Source organism: Microbispora sp. GKU 823 (assembly GCF_002027145.1).
Taxonomy (GTDB): domain Bacteria; phylum Actinomycetota; class Actinomycetes; order Streptosporangiales; family Streptosporangiaceae; genus Microbispora; species Microbispora siamensis.
On the sequence record NZ_MWJN01000002.1, the window covers coordinates 166513 to 191048 of the forward strand.

24 protein-coding genes, 1 pseudogene and 1 riboswitch are annotated in these 24536 nt (G+C 72.5%); of the genes and pseudogenes, 10 read left to right on the forward strand and 15 right to left on the reverse strand.

Features of this window, described 5'->3' with window-relative positions; genetic code table 11:
- Positions 1-37 precede the first annotated feature (37 nt).
- A pseudogene (gene recG, locus B1L11_RS02330) lies at positions 38-2199 on the reverse strand (ATP-dependent DNA helicase RecG).
- Positions 2200-2235: 36 nt separating this feature from the next.
- On the reverse strand, positions 2236-3813 hold the full coding sequence (locus tag B1L11_RS02335; RefSeq protein WP_079312700.1) for a DAK2 domain-containing protein: 1578 nt from the start codon (positions 3811-3813) through the stop codon (positions 2236-2238).
- Between the two features lie 205 nt (positions 3814-4018).
- Here B1L11_RS02335 and rpmB point away from each other — a divergent pair, with 205 nt between their 5' ends.
- Together rpmB and B1L11_RS02345 are read left to right on the forward strand one after the other, a co-directional pair.
- Entirely contained in the window at positions 4019-4204 is a 186-nt protein-coding gene (rpmB, locus tag B1L11_RS02340; RefSeq protein WP_079312702.1) for a 50S ribosomal protein L28, read from the forward strand.
- 102 nt (positions 4205-4306) lie between these two features.
- Positions 4307-5167 (forward strand): NAD(P)H-binding protein, encoded by an 861-nt coding sequence (locus B1L11_RS02345; RefSeq protein ID WP_256862158.1) that lies wholly within the window; start codon positions 4307-4309, stop codon positions 5165-5167.
- 4 nt (positions 5168-5171) lie between these two features.
- Here the strand turns inward: B1L11_RS02345 and thiD are convergent, their stop codons facing one another.
- The 3 genes from thiD to B1L11_RS02365 form a co-directional block, all read right to left on the reverse strand.
- Positions 5172-5969 (reverse strand): bifunctional hydroxymethylpyrimidine kinase/phosphomethylpyrimidine kinase, encoded by a 798-nt coding sequence (thiD, locus tag B1L11_RS02350; protein ID WP_079312706.1) that lies wholly within the window; start codon positions 5967-5969, stop codon positions 5172-5174.
- Positions 5970-6050: 81 nt separating this feature from the next.
- Positions 6051-7298, reverse strand: a complete 1248-nt coding sequence (locus B1L11_RS46405; RefSeq protein WP_179154937.1) for a hypothetical protein — start codon at positions 7296-7298, stop codon at positions 6051-6053.
- Between the two features lie 218 nt (positions 7299-7516).
- Entirely contained in the window at positions 7517-8467 is a 951-nt protein-coding gene (locus B1L11_RS02365) for a thiamine-phosphate kinase (protein ID WP_079312712.1), read from the reverse strand.
- A gap of 65 nt (positions 8468-8532) precedes the next feature.
- Here B1L11_RS02365 and B1L11_RS02370 point away from each other — a divergent pair, with 65 nt between their 5' ends.
- Together B1L11_RS02370 and B1L11_RS02375 are read left to right on the forward strand one after the other, a co-directional pair.
- On the forward strand, positions 8533-8766 hold the full coding sequence (locus tag B1L11_RS02370) for an Lrp/AsnC family transcriptional regulator (RefSeq protein ID WP_030506047.1): 234 nt from the start codon (positions 8533-8535) through the stop codon (positions 8764-8766).
- Positions 8767-8789: 23 nt separating this feature from the next.
- Positions 8790-9266, forward strand: a complete 477-nt coding sequence (locus tag B1L11_RS02375) for a DUF3515 domain-containing protein (protein ID WP_079312714.1) — start codon at positions 8790-8792, stop codon at positions 9264-9266.
- Here B1L11_RS02375 and B1L11_RS02380 read toward each other — a convergent pair whose 3' ends face one another.
- The 3 genes from B1L11_RS02380 to B1L11_RS02390 form a co-directional block, all read right to left on the reverse strand.
- Positions 9267-10382 (reverse strand): D-alanine--D-alanine ligase family protein, encoded by a 1116-nt coding sequence (locus B1L11_RS02380; protein WP_079312716.1) that lies wholly within the window; start codon positions 10380-10382, stop codon positions 9267-9269.
- Between the two features lie 75 nt (positions 10383-10457).
- A complete protein-coding gene (locus tag B1L11_RS02385) occupies positions 10458-11465 on the reverse strand; it encodes an NAD(P)H-dependent glycerol-3-phosphate dehydrogenase (protein WP_079312718.1) in 1008 nt (335 codons plus the stop codon).
- A 53-nt stretch (positions 11466-11518) separates the two neighbouring features.
- The gene (locus tag B1L11_RS02390) at positions 11519-12304 is read right to left on the reverse strand and encodes a 1-acyl-sn-glycerol-3-phosphate acyltransferase (RefSeq protein WP_256862159.1); all 786 of its coding nucleotides are present in this window, start codon (positions 12302-12304) and stop codon (positions 11519-11521) included.
- A gap of 77 nt (positions 12305-12381) precedes the next feature.
- Here B1L11_RS02390 and cofC point away from each other — a divergent pair, with 77 nt between their 5' ends.
- Positions 12382-13032: a 2-phospho-L-lactate guanylyltransferase gene (gene cofC / locus B1L11_RS02395; RefSeq protein WP_079312720.1), complete on the forward strand. Its 651-nt coding sequence runs from the start codon at positions 12382-12384 to the stop codon at positions 13030-13032.
- 108 nt (positions 13033-13140) lie between these two features.
- Here cofC and B1L11_RS02400 read toward each other — a convergent pair whose 3' ends face one another.
- Positions 13141-14604, reverse strand: coding sequence for an MFS transporter (locus B1L11_RS02400; protein WP_079312722.1), 1464 nt, complete (start codon positions 14602-14604; stop codon positions 13141-13143).
- Positions 14605-14803: 199 nt separating this feature from the next.
- On the opposite strand from B1L11_RS02400, the gene B1L11_RS02405 reads away from it, so the two are divergent.
- A complete protein-coding gene (locus B1L11_RS02405) occupies positions 14804-15547 on the forward strand; it encodes a TetR/AcrR family transcriptional regulator (protein ID WP_079312723.1) in 744 nt (247 codons plus the stop codon).
- Here B1L11_RS02405 and B1L11_RS02410 read toward each other — a convergent pair.
- The gene (locus tag B1L11_RS02410) at positions 15544-16779 is read right to left on the reverse strand and encodes an MFS transporter (protein WP_079312724.1); all 1236 of its coding nucleotides are present in this window, start codon (positions 16777-16779) and stop codon (positions 15544-15546) included. The genes B1L11_RS02405 and B1L11_RS02410 overlap by 4 nt on opposite strands.
- 71 nt (positions 16780-16850) lie before the next feature.
- On the opposite strand from B1L11_RS02410, the gene B1L11_RS02415 reads away from it, so the two are divergent.
- Entirely contained in the window at positions 16851-17051 is a 201-nt protein-coding gene (locus B1L11_RS02415) for a hypothetical protein (RefSeq protein ID WP_079312725.1), read from the forward strand.
- 37 nt (positions 17052-17088) lie between these two features.
- Here B1L11_RS02415 and B1L11_RS02420 read toward each other — a convergent pair whose 3' ends face one another.
- Positions 17089-17880 (reverse strand): SDR family oxidoreductase, encoded by a 792-nt coding sequence (locus tag B1L11_RS02420; protein WP_079312727.1) that lies wholly within the window; start codon positions 17878-17880, stop codon positions 17089-17091.
- Between the two features lie 176 nt (positions 17881-18056).
- On the opposite strand from B1L11_RS02420, the gene B1L11_RS02425 reads away from it, so the two are divergent.
- Both B1L11_RS02425 and B1L11_RS44735 read left to right on the forward strand, forming a co-directional pair.
- Positions 18057-18605, forward strand: a complete 549-nt coding sequence (locus B1L11_RS02425; protein ID WP_256862160.1) for a TetR/AcrR family transcriptional regulator — start codon at positions 18057-18059, stop codon at positions 18603-18605.
- Between the two features lie 59 nt (positions 18606-18664).
- A riboswitch (M-box (ykoK) riboswitch) is annotated at positions 18665-18834 on the forward strand.
- Between the two features lie 227 nt (positions 18835-19061).
- Complete coding sequence (locus tag B1L11_RS44735; RefSeq protein ID WP_143736832.1) at positions 19062-19244, forward strand: hypothetical protein; 183 nt, start codon at positions 19062-19064, stop codon at positions 19242-19244.
- A gap of 16 nt (positions 19245-19260) precedes the next feature.
- Here B1L11_RS44735 and B1L11_RS02435 read toward each other — a convergent pair whose 3' ends face one another.
- Together B1L11_RS02435 and B1L11_RS02440 are read right to left on the reverse strand one after the other, a co-directional pair.
- Positions 19261-20475 carry an RNA polymerase sigma factor gene (locus B1L11_RS02435; protein ID WP_079312736.1) on the reverse strand — a complete coding sequence of 405 codons (1215 nt, stop codon included), beginning with the start codon at positions 20473-20475 and terminating at the stop codon, positions 19261-19263.
- On the reverse strand, positions 20472-20843 hold the full coding sequence (locus B1L11_RS02440; RefSeq protein ID WP_079312740.1) for a YciI family protein: 372 nt from the start codon (positions 20841-20843) through the stop codon (positions 20472-20474). Before B1L11_RS02440 ends, B1L11_RS02435 begins: the two co-directional genes overlap by 4 nt.
- Before the next feature lie 149 nt (positions 20844-20992).
- Here B1L11_RS02440 and B1L11_RS02445 point away from each other — a divergent pair, with 149 nt between their 5' ends.
- The gene (locus tag B1L11_RS02445) at positions 20993-22510 is read left to right on the forward strand and encodes an MFS transporter (protein WP_079312742.1); all 1518 of its coding nucleotides are present in this window, start codon (positions 20993-20995) and stop codon (positions 22508-22510) included.
- Here the strand turns inward: B1L11_RS02445 and B1L11_RS02450 are convergent.
- Together B1L11_RS02450 and B1L11_RS49605 are read right to left on the reverse strand one after the other, a co-directional pair.
- Positions 22489-24249: a SpoIIE family protein phosphatase gene (locus B1L11_RS02450; RefSeq protein WP_256862161.1), complete on the reverse strand. Its 1761-nt coding sequence runs from the start codon at positions 24247-24249 to the stop codon at positions 22489-22491. The genes B1L11_RS02445 and B1L11_RS02450 overlap by 22 nt on opposite strands.
- Positions 24246-24512, reverse strand: coding sequence for a PAS domain-containing protein (locus B1L11_RS49605; protein WP_256862162.1), 267 nt, complete (start codon positions 24510-24512; stop codon positions 24246-24248). The genes B1L11_RS02450 and B1L11_RS49605 overlap by 4 nt, the downstream gene beginning before the upstream one ends.
- Between the last annotated feature and the right edge of the window lie 24 nt (positions 24513-24536).

Here is a 24536-nt window from a genome sequence, read left to right on the forward strand (position 1 = left end):
CGGCGCCCGTTTCATTTTCCGGCCCGCACACCGGCGATCACGCCTTTTCGAGGAACTCTGCGCGTTCGTCGGCGACCATGGTGTCGATCTCGGCGCGCAGGGCCGGGTGAGCCGACAGCTCGGAGTCGGCGGACAGCAGGGCGGTCGCCTCGGCCCGGGCGGCCTCGATCACGTCCTCGTCGCGCAGGAGCTGCAGCAGCTTGAGCGAGGACCTGCGCCCCGACTGGGCGGCGCCGAGCACGTCGCCCTCCCTGCGCTGCTCCAGGTCGACACGGGACAGCTCGAAGCCGTCGAGGGTCGCCGCCACCGCGTCGAGCCTGCGGCGCGCCTGGGTGCCCTCCGGGGCCTCGCTCACGAGCAGGCACAGCCCGGGCAGCCCGCCCCGGCCCACCCGGCCGCGCAACTGGTGGAGCTGGGAGACGCCGAAGCGGTCGGCGTCCATGATGACCATCACCGACGAGTTGGGGACGTCGACGCCGACCTCGATGACCGTGGTCGCGACCAGGACGTCGATCTCGCCCCGGGAGAAGGCGCGCATCGCCGCGTCCTTGTCCTCGGGCGCGAGCTTGCCGTGCAGCGCCTCGATCCGCAGGCCGGCCAGCGGCCCCTCCGCGAGCATGCGCGCGACGTCGAGCACCGCCAGGGGCGGCCTGCGCTCGTCGTCGTCCTTCGCCAGGTCGCCCTCGTCGCCCTCCTGGTCGCCGATGCGCGGGCACACCACGTACGCCTGGCGGCCCAGGCCGACCTCCTCGCGTACCCGCTGCCAGGCGCGGTCGAGGAAGTGGGGCTTCTCCGCGGCGGGCACCACGTGGGTGGTGATCGGGGCCCGGCCCGACGGGAGCTGGGACAGCGTGGAGACCTCCAGGTCGCCGAACACGGTCATCGCGACCGTCCGCGGGATCGGCGTCGCCGTCATGACCAGCACGTGGGGGCGTCCGCCGCCGCCCTTCTCACGCAGCGCGTCGCGCTGCTCGACGCCGAACCTGTGCTGCTCGTCCACCACGACCAGCCCGAGGTCGGCGAACTGGACGTGCTCCTGCAGCACGGCGTGGGTGCCGATCACGATGCCGGCCGCGCCTGAGGCGGCGTCGAGCAGCGCGCTGCGCCGCGCGGCGGCCCCCATCGAGCCGGTGAGCAGCGCGACCGAGGTTCCGCCGAACATCCCGCCGGCCGCGAGGTCGCCCAGCATGTTCACGATCGAGCGGTGGTGCTGCTGGGCGAGGACCTCGGTGGGGGCGAGCAGCACGGCCTGCCCGCCGGAGTCGACCACCTGGAGCATCGCGCGCAGCGCGACCACGGTCTTGCCCGCGCGACCTCGCCCTGCAGGAGCCGGTGCATGGGGTGTTCACGGGCGAGGTCGGCGGCGATCTCCTCGCCCACCTGCCGCTGCCCCTCGGTGAGCTGGAACGGCAGCCGCTTGTCGAACTCCCGCAGCAGCCCGTCGTCGCGCCCGGGGCGGGCCCTGGCGAGCCAGGCGGACGCGGCCATGCGCCGCCGCACCAACACGGCCTGCAGGACGAACGCCTCGTCGAACTTCAGCCGGTCGTGCGACCGGGCGACGTCCGCCTGGCTGCGGGGCCGGTGGACGCGCCGCAGCGCCTCCTCGATCGGCAGCAGCCCCAGCCGCTCCCGTATCTCGGCGGGCACCGGGTCGTCCAGGCTGAGCACGTCGAGCACCGTGCGCACGGCCCGGCGGATCTTCCAGCTCGGCAGCCCCTGGGCGGAGGGGTAGATCGGCACCAGCGCGGAGGCGAACTCCTCGGCCGTCTCCTCCGTCTCGTCGAACGACTCGTACTCGGGATGGGTGAGCGAGACGCGCCTGGTCCTGCCGCCGACGAAGACGCCGACCTTGCCGGAGAACATCGCCTCGGTGCCGGGGGTGAGCCGCTGCTCGGCGACGTAGGCGCCCTTGCCGAAGAAGGCCAGGTGCAGCTTCTCCTTGCCGTCGGTCACCTCGATGTCGAGCCAGGTGCCCTGCCGGTTCTTCATCGGCCTGCGCACGGCGGACGACACCTTGGCGACCACGGTGACGTGCTCGTCGTGCTCCAGTGACGCGATGGGCGTCAGCTCTCCCCGCTGCGCGTACCGCCGCGGATAGTGGCGCAGCAGTTCACCGACCGTGCTGATGCCCAGCGCGCTCTCCAGCGGGGCGGCCGACCTGCCGACCACCTTCTTGAGCGGCTCGTCGAAGCTCGTCACGACACCAATTCCTACCCGTACAGGCCGACAATCCGGCTACTCGACGCCGATCAGGAGGGGATAGCCGCCCTGCCCGCCCTCGTACACGACGATCTCCAGGTCCGGGCGGACCCGCTCCAGATGGTCGCGTACGGCGTCGAGCAGCGCCTCGGGCGCGCCGGCGCCGGTGACGAGCGTGACCATCTCGCTGCCGCCGGAGACCAGGCGCCGGGCGACCTCGACCGCGGTCGCCGCCAGGTCCGCGCCGATCAGCGCGACCTCGCCGTCCACCACCCCGAGCACGTCGCCGGGGCGGCAGATCCCGGCGCTGGTCATCGCCTCGCGGTCGGCCACCCACACGTGCCCGTGGCGGGTGTGCCCGGCGGCGTCGGTCATCGCCACGATGTCGTCGTCGAAGCGGCGCAGCGGGTCGTGCACGGCCAGCGCGGCCAGGCCCTGCACCGACGCCCGGGTGGGCAGGACGCTGACCGTCACGCCCTCCTCCCTGGCGATCTCCGCGGCGGCCACGGCGACGTCGTACACGGCCGCGTCGTTGGGCAGCACCGCGACCTCGGCGCCGGCCTCGCGGACGGCCCGCAGCAGGGCCGCCGCCGCCCGGGGGCCGAGCCCGGCTCGCGCCGCCACGACCACCGCTCCCGCCTCCCGGAACAGCGCGGCCAGGCCGTCACCGGCGGCGACCGCGACGACGCCCCTGGCCGGGGCCGGCTCGTGCGGCCGTCCCCCGAGATAGGTCACCTTGATCCGATGCGGGCGCCCGGCCCGCAGCCCGGCCTCGATCGCCGCGCCCGCGTCGTCCACGTGGACGTGGACGTTCCACAGGCCCTCTCCACCGACGATCACCAGGCTGTCCCCCAGCGTGTCGAGCTCGTCCCTCAGCCGGTCCACTTCGTGCGCGCCCGCGTCCAGGAGGTACATGACCTCGTAACCCGGGCCGTCCCCGTCCCGCCGTCCGAGCTCCTCCGGCGCGATCCGCGCGGCGGGGGCGGGCACCTCGTGCCGCTCGCTGTACGCCTCGGTCACCACCTCGGCCAGGCTCTCCAGCATGATCACCAACCCGGCCGCGCCCGCGTCCACGACGCCGTTGCGGGACAGCACGCCGAGCTGACCCGTCGTACGGCGCAGCGCCCGCCGCGCCTCCTCCGCCGCCAGGCGGGCCACCTCGGCCAGGTCGTCGGGCGCGTCGCGTACGGCATGCGCCGCATCCGACAGCACGCTCAGCACGGTGCCCTCCACCGGCCGGACCACCGCCGCCCTGGCCATCTCGGCCGCCCTCGTCAGCCCGTCGCGCAGGTCGGCGCCGCCTCCCGGCGCGCGCCCGAGCACCTCGCCCATGCCCCTGACGGCCTGGCTGACGATCACCCCGGAGTTGCCCCGCGCGCCGAGCAGGGCCCCGCGCGTCAGGGCCTCCCACGTGGCGTCCGCGTCCGCGTCGCCGGGCAGCGCGTCCACCGCCTCGGCCGCCGACAGGATCGTGAGGTGCAGGTTGGTGCCGGTGTCGCCGTCGGGCACGGGGAACACGTTGAGCGCGTCGATCTCCGCCCTGGCCCGGCCGAGGGCCGCCGCGCAGTGGCGGGACCAGCGGCGCACCGCGGGAGGATCGAGCACCTTGAGCATCGGCCGACCTTCCTTCCGCGCGCTCCAGCCCCTCGATGCGCTACCGTTGGCGGGTACGAGACTATCCCCGTTCGCCGGAGTCCCGTTTGGCGTGCACCGGTGAACATCGGATATCCTCGTGTGGCCAGCCGGTTGTCCCGGCATTGCTCGGACGAGCCGCTGCACCGGCGCCGGGCCGATCGACTGATTCAAAGGAGCGATTACCGTGGCTTCCGTCTGCGACGTCTGCGCCAAGAAGCCGATCTTCGGCAACAACATCTCCCACTCGCACCGCCGCACCCGCCGCCGCTGGAACCCCAACATCCAGACCGTGCGCGCGGTGGTCAACGGGACGCCGAAGCGGATGAACGTCTGCACCTCCTGCATCAAGGCGGGCAAGGTCTCGCGCTGACCGACTGACTCCCACGAGAGCCCGCCACCGGACCGGTGGCGGGCTCTCGTGCTCCTGTGACCGGCGACCGGCACGGACAGGCACCGGAATATCCCTGGCACGGTGCGGTTGACCATGGTCATGGCCCAGATTCTCGTGACGGGCGCGACCGGCAACGTCGGCCGGGAAGTCGTCACTCAGCTCGTATCCGCCGGTGTCCCGGTGCGCGCGTTCGTGCGCGATGCCCTGACGACCCGCCTGCCCGAAGGCGTGGAGATCGCGGCAGGAGACCTGTCCGAACCGGAAACCCTGGAAAGGGCGCTGAGCGGGATCACGACGGTGTTCCTGGTCTGGCCCTTCCTCACGTCCGAGGGCGCGCCGGCCGTCCTCGCCACGATCGCGGGCTCCGCCCGCCGCCTCGTGTACCTGTCGTCGTCGGGCGTGGACGAGAACGCCGAACGGCAGACCGATCCGATCAACCGGCTCCACGCCGACATGGAGAGCCTCATCGCGGCGTCGGGGCTGGAGTGGACCATCCTGCGGGCCGACACGATCGCGTCCAACGCCCTGGGGTGGGCCGGGCAGATCCGGCAGGACGGTGTCGTACGCGGCCCCGACATCGCCCCCACGGCGGTGGTCCACCAGGCCGACGTCGCGGCCGTGGCGGCGCGCGTGCTCACTGGCGACGGGCACGTGGGCGCCAGGCACGTGCTGACCGGACCACAGGTGGTGAGCAGGGCCGACCAGGTCCGCATGATCGGGGAGGCGATCGGCCGTCCCCTGCGCTTCGAGAAGCTTCCCGTGGAGACGGCACGGGAGCGCATGCTCGCGGACGGCAGGCCGCCCGCCCTGGTCGAGGCACTGCTGGCGAGCACGCGACGGCCCCGCTCCGATCTCATCACCTCGACGGTGGAGGAGATCACCGGAAGGCCCGCGCGGACGTTCCGGGAATGGGCCGCCGACCACGCCGCCGACTTCCGCTGACGACTCAGGCGTCCGTCCGCATCCGCCAGCCGTGGTCCACCGGGCCGATGCCCATGCCCAGCGGGAAGCCGTGCGCGATGGCGCCCGTGACGTACTCCTTGGCCTGCCGTACGGCGCCGGGCACGTCCTCGCCGAGAGCGAGGTACGACGCGATCGCGGAGGCGAGCGTGCAACCGGTGCCGTGGGTGTGCCGGTTGTCGTGCCGCTCGGCGGTGAAGCGGTGCTCGCTCGACCCGTCGGTGAGCAGGTCCACCGGCTCGCCGGGGAGGTGACCGCCCTTGATCAGCGCCCACTTCGGGCCGAGGGCCAGCACGGCCTCGGCGGCGCGGGGCAGGTCGTCCTCATCCTCGACCTTGACGCCCGTGAGCTGCTCGACCTCCCACAGGTTGGGGGTGACCACGGTCGCGGTCGGCAGCAGCACGCTCTTGACGGTCTCCACGGCCTCCGGTGCGAGCAGGCTGTCGCCGTGCTTGGACACGCCTACCGGGTCCACCACGACGGGCGCGGTCACGCCCGCGAGCACCTCCGCGACGGTCTCCACCAGCACGGACGACGCCAGCATGCCCGTCTTGATCGCCTGGGCTCCGATGTCGCCGAGGACCGAGTCGAGCTGTGCCCGCACCGCCTCGGGGGGCAGTTCCCAGTAGCCCTGCACGCCCAGTGAGTTCTGCGCCGTCACGGCCGCGATGACGCTCATGCCGTGCACGCCGAGAGCCAGCATGGTCTTCAGGTCGGCCTGGATCCCGGCGCCGCCGCCGGAGTCCGAGCCCGCGATGGTCAGGACACGTGGTGGGGTGGTCATGCGCCCATCCAACCAAAACGCCGGCCGCTCCCCGGAGAACGCCCCATCCCCCGGGCGGGCACCCCGGCCGGGCGGGCCCGATCAGGGCGGGCGTCCCGGCGGAGCGGGCGTCCCGGCGGAGCGGGCGTCCCGGCGGGGCGGGTCAGTCGCGGTGCCGGGAGTGGCCGGGGCCGGTGACTTCGCATCGCCCCTCGGAGAGCACGCAGTCGGCGGGCGCGGCGGACGGCCGTCGGCGTGGATGGTCAGCGTCAGCGTGCCGCCCTCGTCCAGCGCGGTCTGCGAGCTCAGGGTCAGGGTGTCTCCCTGCTGCCTCCAGTCCGCCCCCTCGACCGCCGTCACCTGCCCGCCGACGGCCAGCCGGATTGTCCAGGCGGGCAGGGCCGGCCCCTCGTTGCGTACGGTGAGCCGGGCCGCGTACCCGCTCCCGTCACGGTGTGTGACCGTGAAGCGCAGCCGCACCGCCGGGTCGGCGGCGGCCAGAGCGGACTTCGTCTGCGCCGTGTCCGCGCCAGAAGAGCCGGTCGTGCCGGTCGAGCCCGCGTCGGCCGCGTCCGTGCCCGAAGTGCCCCCGGTGTTCCCTGTGCTCCCGCTGTTCCCGGTGTCGCCGGGCGTGGTGTCGCCGGGGGCCGCGTCGTTATCGGGCACGACCTCCGCCGTGTCCGGGACGGCCGTGACCGTGGCGGGAGCATCGCCCACCCGCGGAGACGCGTGGGCCGACGCACGCGGGGCGGCGGTGGACGGGGTGCGCGTACGGGCGGACGTGTGGTCGCGATCCCTGCCCTTCGAGGTCGCCGTGGAAACCGGTGTGGCCTGAGGAGCCGCCGATCCGCCCCGCCCGGTGTCGTCCTGCCCGGAACCGGTCTTGCCGGAGTCCTCCTGGCCTGACTGGTCCTGGCCGTTCTGGACCGGGTCGCCGGTCGGATCGCCGGGCGCGGACGTCTCACCGAGGGCCTGGCCGGAGCCGGACGCTCCGTACGGCCCTCCCGCGGTGGCGCAGTTCCCGGACGTCGGGCAGGCCGTCGTCGGCTGCTCCATGCTCAGGGAGGTCCGCCCGGCGATCAGCCGTGCGCCGCCGGCCGTGACGCCCACGGCCAGCAGCACGGACAGCCCCGACACGAGCGCGAGCCGCCGCGTACGCCTCGGCCGCTTCGCGCGCCCGTCCCGGCCCCGCTCCGAGGAGCCGCGACCCCCGGAGCCCCCGGACGTCGTCAGATGCTCGGACGTCAGCAGGTGCTCGGACGATGCCAGGCTCTCGGACTCCAGCCTCTCGGGCGACAGGGCGGCGAACATCCGGGTCGTCGCCTCCGAGGGCGGCACGGGCCACGGCACAGCCCCACCGGCCTGTGCGGCGTCACCGGGCGTCGCCGGAGGACGGAAGGCCAGATGGTCCGGGCCTGCGGCCCGCCCCGGAGGATCGTCCTGAGCCGGGGAGGGCTGTCCCTCTCGCGCGTTGCGTCCTGCGGTGTGACGGCCCATGACGGTCCTTCCTGTTGCCTGACCGCCATACTTAATAACAGATCTAATACGCCTATGTCACAAATTTCACATCAAGCACGGAAGTGATCCCATCCCCCTCTGGTCCAGGTGCGTCCGTCCACCCGCACTCCGCGACCTTCCGTGACCGTCCCCACACGCGTCCACTCGGGCGGCAGCCGTACCCCGGGAGGGAACGTCGCGGCCAGAGCGTGGTCGTCACCACCGGTCAGCACCCACTCCAGGGGGTCCGCGCCGAGTTCGCGCGCCGCGGCGGACAGCGCCTCCGGCACGGGCAGGGCGGCGGCGTCCAGCTCGACGGCCACGCCGCTCGCGTCGGCGACGTGCCCGAGGTCCTGCAGCAGGCCGTCGCTGACGTCGAGCATGGCCGTCGCGCCGAGCAGTGCGGCCCGCGGGCCGCACGGGTACGGCGGCCGGGGACGGCGGTGCGCCTCCAGCAGGGTCACGAGATCCGGGGAACCGCCGGTCACCCCCGCCCCGAGCAGGGCCAGGCCGGCCGCCGCGTGGCCGAGGCGCCCCGCCACAGCGACCACGTCACCGGGACGCGCGCCCGACCGGGTCACCGGAGCCCTGCCGCCGAGGTCGCCCAGCGCGGTCACGCCGAGCACGACGGTCTCAGAACGGGCGATGTCGCCGCCCGCCACGGTCGCCCCCACCAGGTCGCACTCGTCGCGGAAGCCGTCGGTCAGGGCGTCCACCCAGTCGGTGCCGACGTCCGCGGGCAGCCCCAGTCCGACCACGAGCGCGGTGGGGTCGGCTCCCATGGCAACGATGTCGGAAAGGTTCTGCGCCGCCGCCTTCCGGCCGATGTCGTAGCCACTCGACCAGTCGCGGCGGAAGTGCCTACCCTCGATCAGTAGATCCGTGCTCACGACAACCCGGCCGTCGGGGGCCTTCAGGATCGCGGCGTCGTCGCCGGGGCCCAGCAGTACGGCCGCGGTCCGCGGAAGGCGTCCCGATATCCGCTGAATTACTCCGAATTCGCCGAGATCTCCGACTGTGATAGCACACCCCTAGTGCATTCGAGGTACGGTTACGCTCCGGCACTGATCTCTACCCGGAGGACGTCATGGTGCAGGCCTACATCCTTATCCAGACCGAGGTCGGCAGGGCCGCCAACGTGGCCGAGGAGATCTCCTCCATCCCCGGGGTGACGCAGGCCGAGGATGTCACCGGCCCCTACGACGTGATCGTCCGCGCCCAGGCCAACAACGTGGACGAGCTCGGCAAGCTCGTGGTGGCCCAGATCCAGGCCGTGCACGGCATCACCCGTACACTGACGTGTCCGATCGTCCACATCTGAGCGGAACACGAGCCGGGGAGACGATGCGAGAGGCGAAGGGGCCCGTACGCGCACCTCTGGCAGGCACCCGCGCCGCGCTGGCAGGCACGGCCCTGGCGGCGCTCGCCCTGCTCGCCGGCTGCTCGTCCACCGTCCACGTGGAGCCGCCCACGCCGACCGGCGAGGCGGCGGCGGCCTGCCGCAAGCTCGACGCGGCGCTGCCGAAGACGCTCGACGGGCTCGGCCGGGCCGCCTCCGAGCCACCCTCGCCGTACGTCGCCGTCTGGGGCGACGGCCAGATCGCCCTGCGCTGCGGCGTGCCCCGGCCGGCCGCCATGGAGCCAACGGCGGAGGTCGCCGACATCAACGGCGTCGGCTGGTTCCAGGACCCGCGCCGGCCGACGCTGTTCACGTCGACCAACCGGGTCGCGTACGTCGAGGTGACGATCGGGCAGGAGCACCAGGCCGGGGCCGTGCTGGTCGACCTCGCCGAGCCGATCAAGTCGAGCATCCCGGAGTAGCTACCGCAGGCCCGCGGGCCGGCGCAGCGCGAGCTGGATCAGCCGGTCGACCAGGGCGGCGTACGGCAGGCCGGTGGCGGCCCACAGCTGCGGCGCGACCGACAGCGACGTGAAGCCCGGCATGGTGTTGATCTCGTTGACGATCAGCTCGCCGGACGGCGTGTAGAAGAAGTCGACCCGCGACAGGCCCTCGCAGCCCAGCGCCTCGAACGCGCGCACGGCCATGGACCGCACCGTCTCCGCCACCTCGGCGGGGATGTCGGCCGGTGCCTGGAGCGCCATCTGGTCGGGATAGTACTTGGCCTCGAAGTCGAAGAACTCGCGCTCGCCCCGCACGAGAACCTCGCCGGGGACGCTCGCCTCGGGTGCGTCGTCGCCGAGCGACTCCAGCACCGCGCACTCGACCTCCCGGCCGACGATGGCGGCCTCGACCAGCACCTTCGGGTCGTGCTCGCGGGCGAGTTCGATCGCCGCCTCCAGCGACTCGGGGTCGTGCGCCTTGGAGATGCCCTGCGACGACCCGGCCCGGGACGGCTTGACGAACACCGGCCAGCCCAGTTCCTCGATCTCCTTGAGCACCCGGCCGCGGTCGAGCCGCCAGTCACGGTCGCGCACGACTACGAACGGGCCGACCGGCAGCCCGGCGGCGCGCAGCACGAGCTTCATGTACGCCTTGTCCATGCCGACCGCGCTGGCCAGCACACCCGAGCCCACGTAGCGGACCCCGGCCATCTCCAGCAGGCCCTGGATCGTCCCGTCCTCGCCGAACGGGCCGTGCAGCATGGGGAACACGACGTCCACCCGGCCGAGCGCGCGCGGGATCTCACCGGACTCGAGTGCCACAAGAGCGCCGGAGTCCCCGGGGAGCGCGAGGGCCGTGCCGGAGTCGTCCACGACGGGCAGGCGGCCGGACTCGATCGCGTAGGACTGGTTGCCCGACGCCAGCACCCAGCGCCCGTCCTGGGCGATGCCGATGGGGATGACCTCGTACTTCGACCGGTCGATGGCCTCCAGCACACTGCCTGCGCCCATCAGGGAGACGGCGTGCTCGGAGTTGCGGCCGCCGAAGACGACTGCCACGCGCACGCGTGACGGGGACTCGCGATCCTCATTCATGATGCCCGAATCTACCGTGTTCGAGGCGCAAAACGGCTTGTCAGCCGCGCGCGTCGCGGAGGTCCGAATCGCTGATCAGACGCCGTAGCGCTCCGGCTTGGGGGTACGCGACATCAGCAGCATGGCGGCCTCACCGGGGGTCATGCCGTCGTGGACGACGCCGACGACCACCTCGGTGATGGGCATCTCCACGTCGTGCTTCCTGGCCAGTTCGAGCACCGACTCGCACGACTTGACCCCTTCGGCCGTCTGCTTCGTGGCGGCGACGACCTCGGCCATCGTCATGCCGCGGCCGAGGTTCTCGCCGAAGGTGCGGTTGCGCGACAGCGGCGAGGTGCAGGTGGCGACGAGGTCGCCCATACCGGCGAGGCCGGCGAAGGTGTGCTGGTCCGCCCCGAGCACCGCGCCCAGCCGGGCGATCTCGGCAAGGCCGCGGGTCATGAGCGTCGCCCGCACGTTGTCGCCCAGGCCCATGCCGACCGCGACCCCGACGGCCAGCGCGATGACGTTCTTGACCGCGCCGCCGAGTTCGACGCCCACCACGTCGGGATTCGTGTAGGTCCGGAACCACGGCAGGTGACATGCCTCCTGGAGCCGGGCGGCCACCTCCTCGTCGGAGCAGGCGACGACCGCGGCGGCGGGCTGCCGCTGCGCCAGTTCGGGGACCAGGTTGGGCCCGGAGACCACGGCCACCCTGCGCTCCGGCACCTCGGCCACCTCGCAGATGACCTCGCTCATCCGCTTGCAGGTGCCGAGTTCGACGCCCTTCATCAGGCTGACCAGCACGGCCCCCGGCGGGATGTGGGGCTTCCACACCTGGAGGTTGGCGCGCAGCGTCTGGGACGGCACCGCGAGGACCACGAAGTCGGCGCCGTCCATGGCCTCGGCGGGGTCCGTCGTGGCGCGGATCGTGTCGGGCAGCCGCATCCCCGGCAGATACTCGGGGTTCTCCCGGGTCTCGTTGATCGCGTCGACGATCTCCGCCCGCCTGCCCCACAGGGTCGTGGGGGTGCCGGCCTCGGCGAGGATCATCGCGAACGTGGTGCCCCACGAGCCCGTTCCGAAAACAGCCGCCCTGCTCACTGGCCGCACCACTCCTCTTGCTCCGCGCGCTCCTCCCTCACCGTACGCTCCGCTCAGCCGTTGGCCGCGTTCTTGGGGTCATAAGGGACCTCCGGCGCCTTCTCATCCCGAATCTCGGCGAGCAGGTCGGTGATGGCGGCCGTGATGTCCGCGGTCGCGTCGCGCAGGACCGAGCCGCGCATGGGCTGCCCGGCGTACTTGGACAGGTCGACCGGCGGCCCGGCCAGCACGTGGAAGGTCGTGCGGGGCAGCAGCCGGGGCTTCTTCGCCCCGTACGGCAGCAGTTCCTGGGCGCCCCAGTGGGCGATCGGGACGACCGGCACGCCGGTCGCGAGGGCCAGCCGGGCGACGCCGGTCTTGCCGACCATGGGCCACAGGTCGGGATCGCGGGTGATCGTGCCCTCGGGATAGAACAGGATGCAGGCGCCGCTCCGCAGCCGCTCCTCGGCGATCTTGAGCGACTTGGTGGCCTCGGTGCTGTTCCGCTCGACCGGGATGGCCTGGAGCTGGGCGATGGCGTGACCGAGCCCGCGGATCCGGAAGAGACCCGCCTTGGCCAGGATCGTCGGCCACCGCCCGTTGTTGTACAGGTAGTGCGAGAGCAGCACGGGGTCGGACCACGACAGGTGGTTGGCCGCGATGATCAGACCGCCGGTGCGGGGGATGTGCTCCCCGCCGCGCCACCTCCGCTTCACGAACAGCCGTGAGAGCGGCTTGACGACGACGACCGCGAGCGTCTCCCAGAAGCGCGGCGGCCGGCCGGCACGCCGGCTCACCGCGGCGGAGGCGGGCACTGCGGGGGTGGTCGGGTCGGACGAGGGCTCGCTGGGGTGGCTCACAGGGTCTCCAAATCACCGGGATCCGGGACAAGTCTCCCGGTTGGCCATGGGCGATGTCGAGGCGGGATGCTACAGGCATGCACCTCGCGCGATGGTCAATAGTGGTCCCGGTGAAGACCCTGATCCGGGCCAAGACACGGCTCGCGGCGGCGGCCGGCCCGCACCGGGCCGACCTGGCGGTCGCGGTGGCCTCCGACACCGTGGCGGCGGCGCTGCGCTGTCCGCTGGTGGCGCGCGTGGTGGTCGTGACGGCCGACCCGCTGCCCGCGCGTCGGCTGGCCGCGCTCGGGGCCCACGTGGTGGCCGATCCCGACCGGGGGCTGAACACCGCCCTGCGGACCGGGGCGGAGGAGGCCGTACGGCTCGCGCCGGACGACGCCGTCGGCGCCCTGCAGGCCGACCTGCCCGCCCTGCGGCCCGCGGAGCTGGAGACGGTGCTCGCGGCGGCGCTGGAGTTCGACCAGGCGTTCGTCCCCGACGCCGCCGAGGTGGGCACGACGTTCTACGGCGTACGGCCGGGCGTGTCCTTCCGGCCCGGGTTCGGCGGCGAGTCGCGGGCGAGGCACCTGTCCCGGGGGGCCAAGGAACTGGTCCCGCCGGGGATCGCGTCCGTACGCAGGGACGTGGACACGGTGGAGGATCTGCGCGAGGCCCTGGTCCTGGGCGTCGGCCCCGCCACCGCCGAGGTCGCCGCCCTGATCTTCGGCGGCACGGCCCCCCGGCCGTAGCGGGCGGCTGCCGACCGTCCGTTCCGCCGACCGCGGCGGAGGCGGCGCCGGACACGCCAAGCGACCACGCCGAGCCCCCGCTCCGGCGTGGTCACCCGTGATGGCGCGTCAGTGGGCCGCCTCCGCGTTCTCGCGGGCCTGCTTCGGCAGGAGGAAGGCCACGACGAAGGTGAGCAGGAGCATTCCGGCGACCACCCAGAGGGTGATCTTCATGGCCTGGTCGAAGCTCCCGGCGGTGGGCACGTCGCCGAGCAGGTCGAAGAAGACCGTGCCGAGCAGGGCCACGCCGAACGCGTTGCCCAGCTGCTGCACCGCCGTCAGCGTGCCGGACGCCGAGCCCGTCTCATGCTCCTCCACACCGGCGAGCACGATGTCGAAGAACGGCGACATCAGCAGGCCCATGCCGATTCCGCTGACGACCAGCGCGGGGGTGAGCTGCCACGGGCTGACGTGCGTGCCCGCGATGTTCAGCGTGAGCAGGACGCCGAGCACGCCCAGCGTCATGACCAGGGTGCCGCCCTGGAGCAGCTTGCGCCCGAACTTCTGCAGCCCCTGCGCGAGGCCGAATCCGAGGATCATGCCGCCCGACCACGGAACCATCGCGAGCCCCGCCTTGAGCGCCGAGTAGCCGAGGCCCAGCTGGCAGTAGAGGTTGAAGGCCAGCATGAACCCGGCCATGCCGGAGAAGAACACCATGCCGGTGAACAGGCCGCCGGTGAACGCGCGCTTGCGGAACAGGCTCGGCACGATCAGCGGGTCGCCGCCCGAGCGGCTGCGGCGGGACTGGAACCAGCCGAAGACGGCGAACACGAGCACCGAGGCGGCGAGCATGACGAACGCCCACGCGGGCCAGTCGTGCTCGCGGCCCTGCACCAGCGGGTAGATCACCAGGAAGGCGCCCACGGACGCGAGCACGACCCCGGCCAGGTCGAGCCGCGGCGGCCGCGGCGACCTCGACTCGGGCAGGAAGCGCAGCCCGGCGAGAAGCGCGGCCAGGCCGAGAGGCAGGTTGATGAAGAAGATCATCCGCCAGCTCGTGCCCCAGAAGTCGGCCGTCACGAGCCAGCCGGCGAGGATCGGGCCGCCGACGGCCGACAGCCCCATGACCGGCCCGAACATGCCGAACGCCTTGCCCATCTCCGCGGGCGGGAACATCTCCTTGATCATGCCGAGGCCCTGGGGCAGCATGACCGAGCCGAACAGGCCCTGGATCACCCGGGCGCCGATCAGCATCTCGGGCGACTGGGCGACCGCGCACAGCAGGGAACCCACGGTGAACCCGGCGGCTCCGATCAGGAACATGCGCCTGCGGCCGAAGATGTCCCCGAGCCGGCCGCCGGTGATCAGGCCCACGGCCATCGAGAGCGTGTAGGCCGCGCCCAGCCATTGGATGACGGCCTCGGAGCCGCCGAGGTCGGCACGCATCTCGGGCGCCGCGATGTTGGTGACCATCGCGTCGAGAAGGTCCATGACCTCCCCGGCGAGGATCACGAAGAGAGCGGCCCAGCGCCAGCGGTACGGCGCCCCGGTCGCCGCTGCCGGCGGCGCCGCCGCCGTGATGGGTTCGGACATCGCCCCTCCTTCGGGACTGAACAGTGTTCATAGTAAAGTGAGCGCTGTTCTATCACCGATCAGTGTTCAGCGCCAAGTTCGATGTTCACCACGATATATCGCGTTTGCCGGACGTACAAGATATATCTCGTTTCGAGAGCGGTGTTCGTGAAGACGGAGCGGTGTTCACTAGCATGGGCGGAACAGCGGGAGGTCCTCCATGACGCAGCCGGACATGCCCACACCGCCGTGGGAGCGTCCGCCCAAGCGACGTACACCGGCCAGGGTTCCCCTCACCCGTGAGCGGATCGTCGACGCCGCCTACACGGTCCTCGACCGTGAGGGCTACGACCGGCTGAGCATGCGGCAGGTCGCCGCCGAGCTCGGCGTCGCCGTCTCGGCGCTGTACGTCCACGTACGCGACAAGGACGAGCTGCTGCAGCTCATGTACGCCCGCATGTTCGAGGGCTACGAGATTCCCGAGCCGGACCCCGAGCACTGGCGGGAGCAGGTCAAGGACTTCGCCCGCCGGGCGCGTGAGCGGCTGCTGAGCCGTCGCGACCTGGCGAAGCTCGCGATGGGCCACGTCCCGTTCACGCCGGAGCTGCTCCCCTACGTCGAGCGGCTGATGGCCGTCCTGGGCGCCGCCGGGATGCCGCGGCGGGTCCTGGCCGTCTCCGGCGACATGCTGTCCACCTACATCAACGGTTTCGCACTGGAGGAGAGCCTCTGGCAGCAGCGTTACCGCGAGAGCCACACCTCGTGGCACAAGCTGCGCGAGGAGGTCAACGACTACTTCGCCTCGCTGCCGCCCGACCGGTTCCCGAACCTGGTGCGGCTCGCCGACATCATGGTGGACGAGTCGAACGACTACCGGTTCGAGCTCGGCCTGGAGATCATCCTGCGCGGCCTCGCCTCCTACATCGGCGAGCCGGACCCCGACGAGGAGGGCGAGGAGGGCTAGGAGACCTCGCGGATCCGCGGCGCGAGCAGGACCGGCAGGTGGGCGAGCGTGTAGGCCCCGCACGCGGCCCAGAACGCGACGCGCACCCCGGCGAGCTGCCCCAGCGTGCCCGCCAGCAGGCCGCCGAGCGGCATCGGGCCCCACATCAGGAACCGCATGGTGGCGCTCAGGCGGCCGAGCAGGTGCGGCGGGCAGATCGACTGGCGGTAGGCCCCCTGCGCCACGCTGAACACGGTGGTCGCCACCCCACTGGCCGCCAGGGCCACCGGAAGGATCAGCAGGCGGGGGCCCGCCGCCGTCAGCGCGAGCGGGGCGGTGCACACCGTGGCCGCCCACGCCGCGGCGTACATGGCCCGGCCCGTTCCCAGGCGGGCCGCGATCCGCGGGGCGAGCCAGGCGCCGGCCACCCCGCCCATCGCGCCGGCCGACAGCAGCGTGCCGTACGTGCCGGGGCTCGTGCCGACCTCGCGGACGAGGTAGAGCGGCACCGTGGCCGACCACAGGCCGAACGACAGCATCACCAGCGCCCCCACGGCGGCGACCCGGCGCAGGACCGGCTGCCCGGCGACGAACCGGAGCCCTTCGGCGATCTCCGGCCACAGCCGGCTCCCGCCCCGGACGTCCCTTCCGCCGGGCTTCTCGTCCGCGCGTACGCCGAGGAGCAGCAGCGCGGACGCGGCGTAGCTGAGGGCGTCGGCGACCACCGCGAGAGGGGCGGTGAGCGCCTGCACCAGCCACCCGCCGATCCCCGGGCCCGCGAGCTGGGCGAGCGACTGGTTCGCGGCGAGCGCGCCGTGCCCGCGGGCGAGGTCCTCCCGGCCGACGATGGACGGGAGGTAGCTCTGGTGGGCGACATCGAAGAAGACCGTGCACAGCCCGGTCAGCAGGGCCACGGCGTACATCTGGGGCAGGCCGAGCACGCCGAGCACGGCCGCAGCCGGGATCGACAGCAGCGCCAGCGCGCGCACCGCGTCGGCGGCGACCAGCACGGGACGGCGCCGCATCCGGTCCACCCAGGCTCCGGCGGGCAGGCCGACCAGCAGGAACGCCACCATCTCCGCGGCGGTGAGCAGGCCCACCTGGAACGGGGTCGCGTGGAGGGTGAGCGCCGCCGTGAGCGGCAGGGCGACCAGGGAGACCTCGCTGCCGAGCTTGCTGATCGCGTCGGCCCCGGCGTATCGCCGGAAGTCGCGGACGCGCCACAGGCTCATCCTCGGTGCCGCCTCGGTCATGGCGGGACATGCTGGCAGCCGGAAGATCCACTGGTCAAAGGATTTTCCGTACGCGGCGGTAGGCTGGCGCCGTGCAGGCGACGGTGCAGAGCTTCGACCCCGCGACCCACTCGGGCTGGGTCTTCCTCGACGACGGCACCCGGATCCCGTTCGACGGCGAGGCGTTCGACGCCGGGCCGCTGCGGCATCTGCGCCCCGGCCAGCGGGTCGCCCTCGTCATGGCGGACGGCCGCGTCACCTACGTGACGCTCTCCACGTTCCCGACGCCCTGAATCTCCGACACCCTGGGTTTCCGGCGCCACCGGCTCGTCAGACCGTCTTGATCGCTCCTCCGTCGATCACCAGGTCGGCGCCGTTGACGCTCGCCGCGTGCGGGGAGGCGAGGTAGGTCACGAGAGAGGCCACCTCCGCCGGTTCGACCAGCCGCCCCGTGGTCATGCCCGTCCGGTCCGGAAGCCCGGCAAGCAACCGCTCGTGCGGCACTCCCAGCGCCGCCGCAAGCCCGGCGCCGTAGCCGTCGGGCGCCTCCAACATCGCGGTGCGGACCGGGCCGGGGGAGACCGTGTTCACCCGCACTCCCTGCGGCCCGAACTCCTCCGCCAGGGCCTTGCCGAACGCGGTGAGCGCCGCCTTCGCCGTGGTGTACGGCACAGGACCCACGTGCGGCATGCGGGCGCCGTTCGAGGAGATGTTCACGATCACGCCGCCACGGCGCAGGACTCCGGGCAGCGCGGCGCGGGTCGTGCGGACGGCGGCGAAGAAGTTGAGCTCGAACCAGGAGAGCCACTCGTCGTCCGCGAAGCCGAGGAATCCCCGGACCGCGTTCGCGCCGGCGTCCCCGCCGCCCACGTTGTTGACCAGCAGGTCGAGGTCCTCCCCCAGCTCGGCGACGGCGCGCTCGACCAGGTGCGCCGGGCCCTCGGGCGTCGAGAGATCCACCGGCACGGCGATCGCCCCGGTCTCCTTCAACTCCGCCGTGACGTTCCGCGCCCCCGCCACCACGCGGACGCCCTCCGCGACGAGCGCGGCGACGGTCGCCAGCCCGATGCCACGACTGGCACCCGTCACCAGCGCCGTACGTCCCTCGAGTCCCATGTCCATGTCGGCTCCCTTCGCACTAACTGCGACTGCGATGACACGTGAACAGTAATAGTCGCTACAGCGTTGTTGCAACTGTAGGTAGAGCCGAAGCGTCCCGGTAGCATGTAAGGGTGACGTCAGTCCAGCAGCCTTCGCAGCAGGGGAAGCGTCCGCTCCGGGCCGACTCGGAGCGGACGGTGCGGACGATCCTCGAGGCGGCCGAGCGCGTGTTCGCCGCCAACCCGGCGGCGACCATGGAGCAGGTCGCCCAGGCGGCCGGGGTCGCCCGCACGACCGTCCACCGCCGGTTCGCCACCCGCGAGGCGCTCGTGGAGGAGCTCACCGGCTGGGCCGCCCGCCGGTTCGCCGAGGCCGTCGAATCGGCCCGCGCGGACAGCACCCCGCCCCTCGTCGCGCTCTACCAGGTCACCGCCAACGTCCTGCGCGTGAAGACGGACTGGTGGTTCGCCATGAGCCGTACGGCCGACGGCGCCCATCCCGAGGCCGTCCGCGTGCACGCCGAGGTGCGCGACCAGTGCGAGCGGCTGTTCCACCGGGCCCGCGAGGCCGGCGTGCTGCGTCCCGACGCCGACCTCGACTGGACCCGCCGCGTCTACTACGCCCTCATCCACGAGGCCGCCGCCGAGGGGGCGTCCGGCGGAGGGGACGCCGAGGCCCTCGCAACCAGGGTCGTGGACACCCTCCTGCGCGGATTCGGCTCCCCCGCCGCGCCGGTCATCGCCTGACCGGCCCTCTGACCAGGGCGGGTTTGACCTGATGACCGGCCGGGGTTCTACTGGAAGGGTGGGCACCTCGTTCGGTGAGGCGTCTGCGCGGACACAGGCCACTGACCCTCCTCGTCGAGAGACGTCCCGGGTCAGGACAGGTCTCCCCGGCTTAAGGGGTGACCCCAGGTGGCTTCCCTCCGAGGGATCACGCCGCGCAGTGCCAAAGCTCTGACGTGAGGGGTGCGAATCGACAGGCGCCGCCGGCGGGTATCCGCCGTGCCACGAGTGCCGCCGCACGACCTTGAGGAGGTGGTCGGGATGACTTCCGGCAGTAGTCCACAACCGTCCCATCCCGTCACCTTCCCCGGCACGACGCGGGGCTCCGGCGTCGCCGAGGCGGTCGCCGCCCGCTGTCAGGCCAGGTGACGGGTTCTCACCCGTGCCGGACGCCCGGCACGAGACAGGAGGTCCGTCATGACGATCACGATTTCCGTTCCGTTCGCGCTGCCGCACATCGTGGCCCGGACGGCCCGTGCCCTGTTCCCCGTCCTGATGCCGCTCGCCCTCGCGCTGGTGGGTTCCGCCGAGGCGGGGATCGGCCTGCAGGTGGGGCTGGAAATCGGGCTGCTGGTCCTCCGGCACCTGCTGGGGATCTGAGGGTGCGGGGCGGCCGCTACGCCCTTACCCGGCCGGCCCGGGACTCCAGGTAGCGTTGCTCGGCGATGCTGGCGGTGGACCTCGCGGCGCGCCGGTAGTGCTCGTACGCACCGGCCGTGTCGCCGGTCTTCTCCAGCAGATGCGCGCGTACGGACAGCAACCGGTGGTGCCCGGCCATCCGCTCGTCGCCGTCCAAGGTGGACAGCAGGGCCAGCCCGGCCTCCGGGCCCTCGGTCTCGGCGAGCGCGATCGCCCGGTTGAGGGTGACCATCGGGTTGGGCGCGATCCGCTCGAGGATCAGGTAGAGGGCGTGCACCTGCGGCCAGTCGGTCTCCTCGGCCGTGGCCGCGTCGGCGTGCGTGGCGGCGATGGCGGCCTGCAACTGGTAAGGCCCCAGCGCCGGGCCGGCCAGCGCCGCCTTGACCAGCTCGACGCCCTCGTCGATCAGCTCCCGGTCCCACTTCGTACGGTCCTGCTCGTCGAGCGGCACCAGGTCGCCGGCCGGGGTCGTACGGGCCTCCCTGCGGGCGTGGGTCAGCAGCATCAGCGCGAGCAGCCCGGTGACCTCGCCGTCCTCGGGCAACTGGGCGTGCACCATCCTGGTCAGCCGGATCGCCTCGTGCGCGAGGTCGGCGCGGTGCAGCTCGCTGCCCGAGGAGGCGGTGTAGCCCTCGTTGAAGATCAGGTAGAGCACGTGCAGGACGACCCGGAGCCGCTCCTGGAGCTCCGCGCCGTCCGGCAGGCCGAACGAGCTGCCGGCGGCCTTGATGCGCTGCTTGGCCCGGCTGATCCTGGCCGCCATCGTGGCCTCCGGCACCAGGAACGCGCGGGCGATCTCGGCGGTGGTCAGGCCGCCGACCGCCCGCAGCGTCAGGGCGACCTGGGACGCCGGGGTCAGCGTGGGATGGCAGCACAGGAACAGCAGGACGAGCGTGTCGTCGGTGTCCGGCACGTCCTGCGGCGGCACCTCGACGGCGGCCGTCGCCGACTCCCGCTCGCGGCGCGCGTGGTCGCTGCGCATCTGGTCGATGAGCCGCCGGGACGCGACCGTCAACAGCCAGCCCCGCGGGTTGTCCGGCACTCCCTCGGCCGGCCACTGCACGGCGGCGGCCAGGACGGCCTCCTGCACCGCGTCCTCGCATCCTTCGAACCGGCCGTGCCGGCGTATCAGCGCGCCGAGGACCTGCGGCGTGAGCTCACGCAGCAGGTCCTCGATGACCGGTGCTGTCATGCCTCCAATTGTCCGTCGGCGAACATGACCTGCCGCACCTCGATGCCGAGACCCTCGATCGCGGCGTCCGGGATCTGCGCCGCCAGCTCGATCGCCCGCTCCTTGTTCTCGCAGTCGATCAGGTAGAAGCCGCCCAGATACTCCTTGGACTCCAGGAAGGGGCCGTCGGTGACCACCGGCTGGCCGTTGCGCACGGACACCACCGCGGCCTGCGACGGGTCGGCCAGCGCCTGCGTGGTGATCAGCTCGCCCGACTGCTTCAGCGCCTCGATGAACCTGCCGTGGCCCTCGCCGATCGCCGTCCTCTCCTCGTCGGTCAGCGCGTCCAGCACGGCCGGGTTGATGTGCAGGCCGATCAGGAACTTCATCTCGTTCTCCTCGTGGTTCGCGGGCCTCCGCCGGGCCCTTCCACCGGTTGTCGGAGCCGCCGCCGCCGTCTTGACACCTACCCGTGTCAAGAAACTCCCGGTCGCTCCGACCAACCGGCGAAACGTCGAGAGAACCGGGAGTTCCACATATGCGAGTCAACCGGGCGTGGCTGGGACTGGTCGTCCTGGCGCTGCCGGCATTGCTCGTCGCGATCGACGCGACGGCGCTGCTCCTCGCGCTGCCACAACTGAGCGCCGGGCTGGGGGCCACCAACGTCGAGCAGCTGTGGATCAGCGACAGCTACGGATTCATGGTGGCCGGCCTGGTCATCACGATGGGCACGCTCGGCGACCGGATCGGCCGCAGGCGGCTGCTGCTGATCGGCGGAGCGGCGTTCCTGGTGCTGTCGGTCGTGGCCGCCTTCGCGGTCACCCCGCTGATGCTGATCGCCGCACGGGCGCTGCTGGGGGTCGCGGGGGCGACCCTGGCGCCGTCCACCCTCGCCCTGATCACCAACATGTTCCGCGACGAACGCCAACGCGGTAAGGCCATCGCGATCTGGGCGACTTGCCAGTTCACCGGCGGCGCGCTCGGCCCCGTGCTCGCCGGATTCCTGCTCCAGCACTTCTGGTGGGGATCGGTGTTCCTGCTCGCCGTGCCGGCGATGGCGTTGCTGCTGCTCGCGGGGCCGGTCCTGCTGCCGGAGTTCCGCGGCGACCGGGCCGGCCGGCTCGACTCGGCAAGCGTCGGGCTGTCGCTCGTGGCGGTGCTCCTGATGGTCTACGGCATCAAGCAACTGACCGTCGAGAGCGTGCCGGTCGTCCCGGCGGTGGCCCTCGTCGCCGGCGCGGCCGTCGGATTCCTGTTCGTACGGCGGCAACTGCGGCTGGAGGCGCCGCTGCTGGACCTGCGGCTGCTGCGCAACCGCCCCTTCACCGCCGTGCTCGTCGCGCTGGTCTTCGCCGGCGTCGCCATGGCCGGCACGGGCCTGATGGTGACCCAGTATCTGCAGGGCGTGCTGGGCCACTCGCCGTTCGCGTCGGCGGTGTTGTTCGCGCCGATGGGCCTGGGCGTGGCGGCCGGCACCATGGCCGCGCCGGCGCTGGCCCGGCGCGTGAAGCGGACGACCGCCATCGCCGGCGGGCTGGCGGTGTCGGCGCTGGGCAGCCTGCTGCTGGCCGGCGCCGGCGGTGCGGGCGCCCTGCCGCTGGTGATGATCGGCATCACCGTGCTCGCGCTGGGCACCGGCCCGCTGTTCGCGCTGGGCACCGGGCTGGTCGTCGGGTCCGTGCCGCCCGAGCGCGCCGGGTCGGCGGCGTCGATGTCGGAGACCGGCAACTACTTCGGCGGTTCGCTCGGCCTCGCGCTGCTCGGCGTGGTGGCCGCGGTGGTCTACCGCAGCCGGATGGACGGCACGTCCGACTCGCTGGCCGGCGCGGTCGCCGCCAGCCGGCACCTTCCCGCCGGCCAGGGCGCGCAACTGCTGCACGCGGCACGGGAGGCGTTCACCGCCGGTTTGCACGTCACCGGCGTCGTCGCCGCGGTCGTCTTCGCCGGGCTGGCCGTACTGGTCGTGGCGATGCGCCCGGCGGCCCGCACCGCCCCGGTCTCGCCGCCCCATCACGAAGCCGGCTACGGGGCCGGCTACGAGGCGACTCCCTCATAGCGCCCTGCCGCCGGCACCCGCAGCGCGATCATGGCGACGTCGTCCTCCCCCGTCACCGGCATCCCGGTGAGCAGTTCGTCGCAGAACCGGCCCAGGGGCTCGCGGGCGAGCGGCTCCGCGCGCCGCCGCAACCGTTCGAGCCCGTCGCCGAGATCCTCTCCCCGCCGCTCGATGAGGCCGTCGGTGTAGAGCAGCAGGGTGCTGTGCGGCGGCAACGGCTCCACGGCGCTGATCCACGGCTGGTCGTGGTAGAGGCCGAGGAGCGGGTTGCCCGCGCCCTGCAGGAAGCGGCCCTCCCCCTCGCCGGTCACCAGCAACGGCGGCGGGTGCCCGGCCACCGAGTAGGCCAGCCGCCACAGGCCGTCGCCGTCCCTTTCGAGGCGCGCCAGCACGCACGTCGCCGTGCTCTCGCCGTTCAGGGTCTCCAGGGCTCTGTTCAGCCGCCACAGGACGTCGCCCGGGGAGCCGTCGCGGTCGACGGCGAGCGCCCGCAGCATGTTCCGCACCTGGCTCATGCAGACGGCGGCGCCGAGGTCGTGCCCGGCCACGTCCCCGATGACCAGCTTGACGGCGCCGCAGGGCAGCGGGAACGCGTCGTACCAGTCTCCGCCGATCTCGGCGGCGGTCGGGCTCGCCTGATAGCGCGCGGCGAGCTCCAGGCCGGGGACGTGGGGCGGCTCGGCCAGCAGGCTGTGCTGCAGGGCCAGCGCCACCCTCTGCGTGCGGCGGAACCGCAGAGCCTTGCTGACCGCGTCGTGCGCGTGGTCGAGCATCTCCCGCATCAACTGGACGTCGCCACACGGGATCGGAGGGCGATCCCCGCAGGCACCGGTAGTGACCACGGCCGCCACCTCGCCCTCGACGACGATCGGCAGGAGGGCCAGGCTGTGCGACCCGATCTCGGCCATCCAGGTCCTGACGGCCTCAGGGCAGGAGAACGAAGGACGGCCCGGAGGGTAGGAGATCTTGACAGGGCGGCGCTGCCGTATCGCGCGTACCAGCGCGCCGTCGACGGCGTGATACTCCTTGCGCCGGGTCGGCAGTCTCGGTAGTCCCTCACGTACGGCGGAGGCGATGCGCTCGGTGACGATGGGCGCGTGCGGGAGGCCGCCGCTCGACTCGGGCAGCAGGTAGACGTGGCACGAGTCGGCGAGCTCCGGCACGATCACACCGGCGAACGCCTGGCACATCTCCTCCAGGTTGGTGATGTCGGTCGCCGCGGCGGCGGCGCGGTCCAGCAGCCGGCGGCGGCGCTCCTCCTGCCACTCCTGCTCGACGTCGGTGGAGGCTCCCACCCACTCCACCAGCGCGCCGTTCTCGTACACGGGCACGGCGCGGAACCGGATGTGCCGGTAGGAGCCGTCGCGGGTGCGGACACGGTAGATCTGCTCGTAGAGCGAGAGCGCCTCTTCCGTGGCCTTGTCCCACGAGTCCCTGGCGGGCACGCGGTCTTCCGGGTGCAGGGCGCCCAGCCAGCCGTAGCCGAGACTCTCCTCCGTCGTCTGTCCCGTCAGCCGCTGCCAGCCCTGGCTCATCTCCCTGGACTCGCCGTGCGGGCCGGTCACCCACACCATGTGCGCGTCCGCCCACACCATGCTCTGGTAGCGGCGCTGGAGGCGGAGCCACTCCTTCTCCATCGCGTGGAGGCGCCGTGTGGCGGAGACCTGCTCCGTGACCTCCTGAACCGCCGCCAGGACTCCGCTCTCGCCGCCCTGCAGGGGAATCCTGGAAAGGCTCATCCGTAAGAGCGCTCGCGTGGGCCGCCACTCCGGTCCGCGGTCACGCGGACCTCGTCGAGGCGCGCCGTCTCCCCCGTCTCGCGGACCTCGTCGAGCACGGCGAGGATTTCCTGCCCGAGGACGTCGCGGAGGCACTCCCGTACCGGCGCCCCGATAGGCAGGTCCCCGAACATCGCCCGGACGTCGTCGTTCGCGTAGAGCAGCCGATGGTCTTCCCCGCGGGTCACCAGGACACCGGCCGGCGCCTGGTCGAACACTTCCATCGGGACATGGCTGATCTCACATTG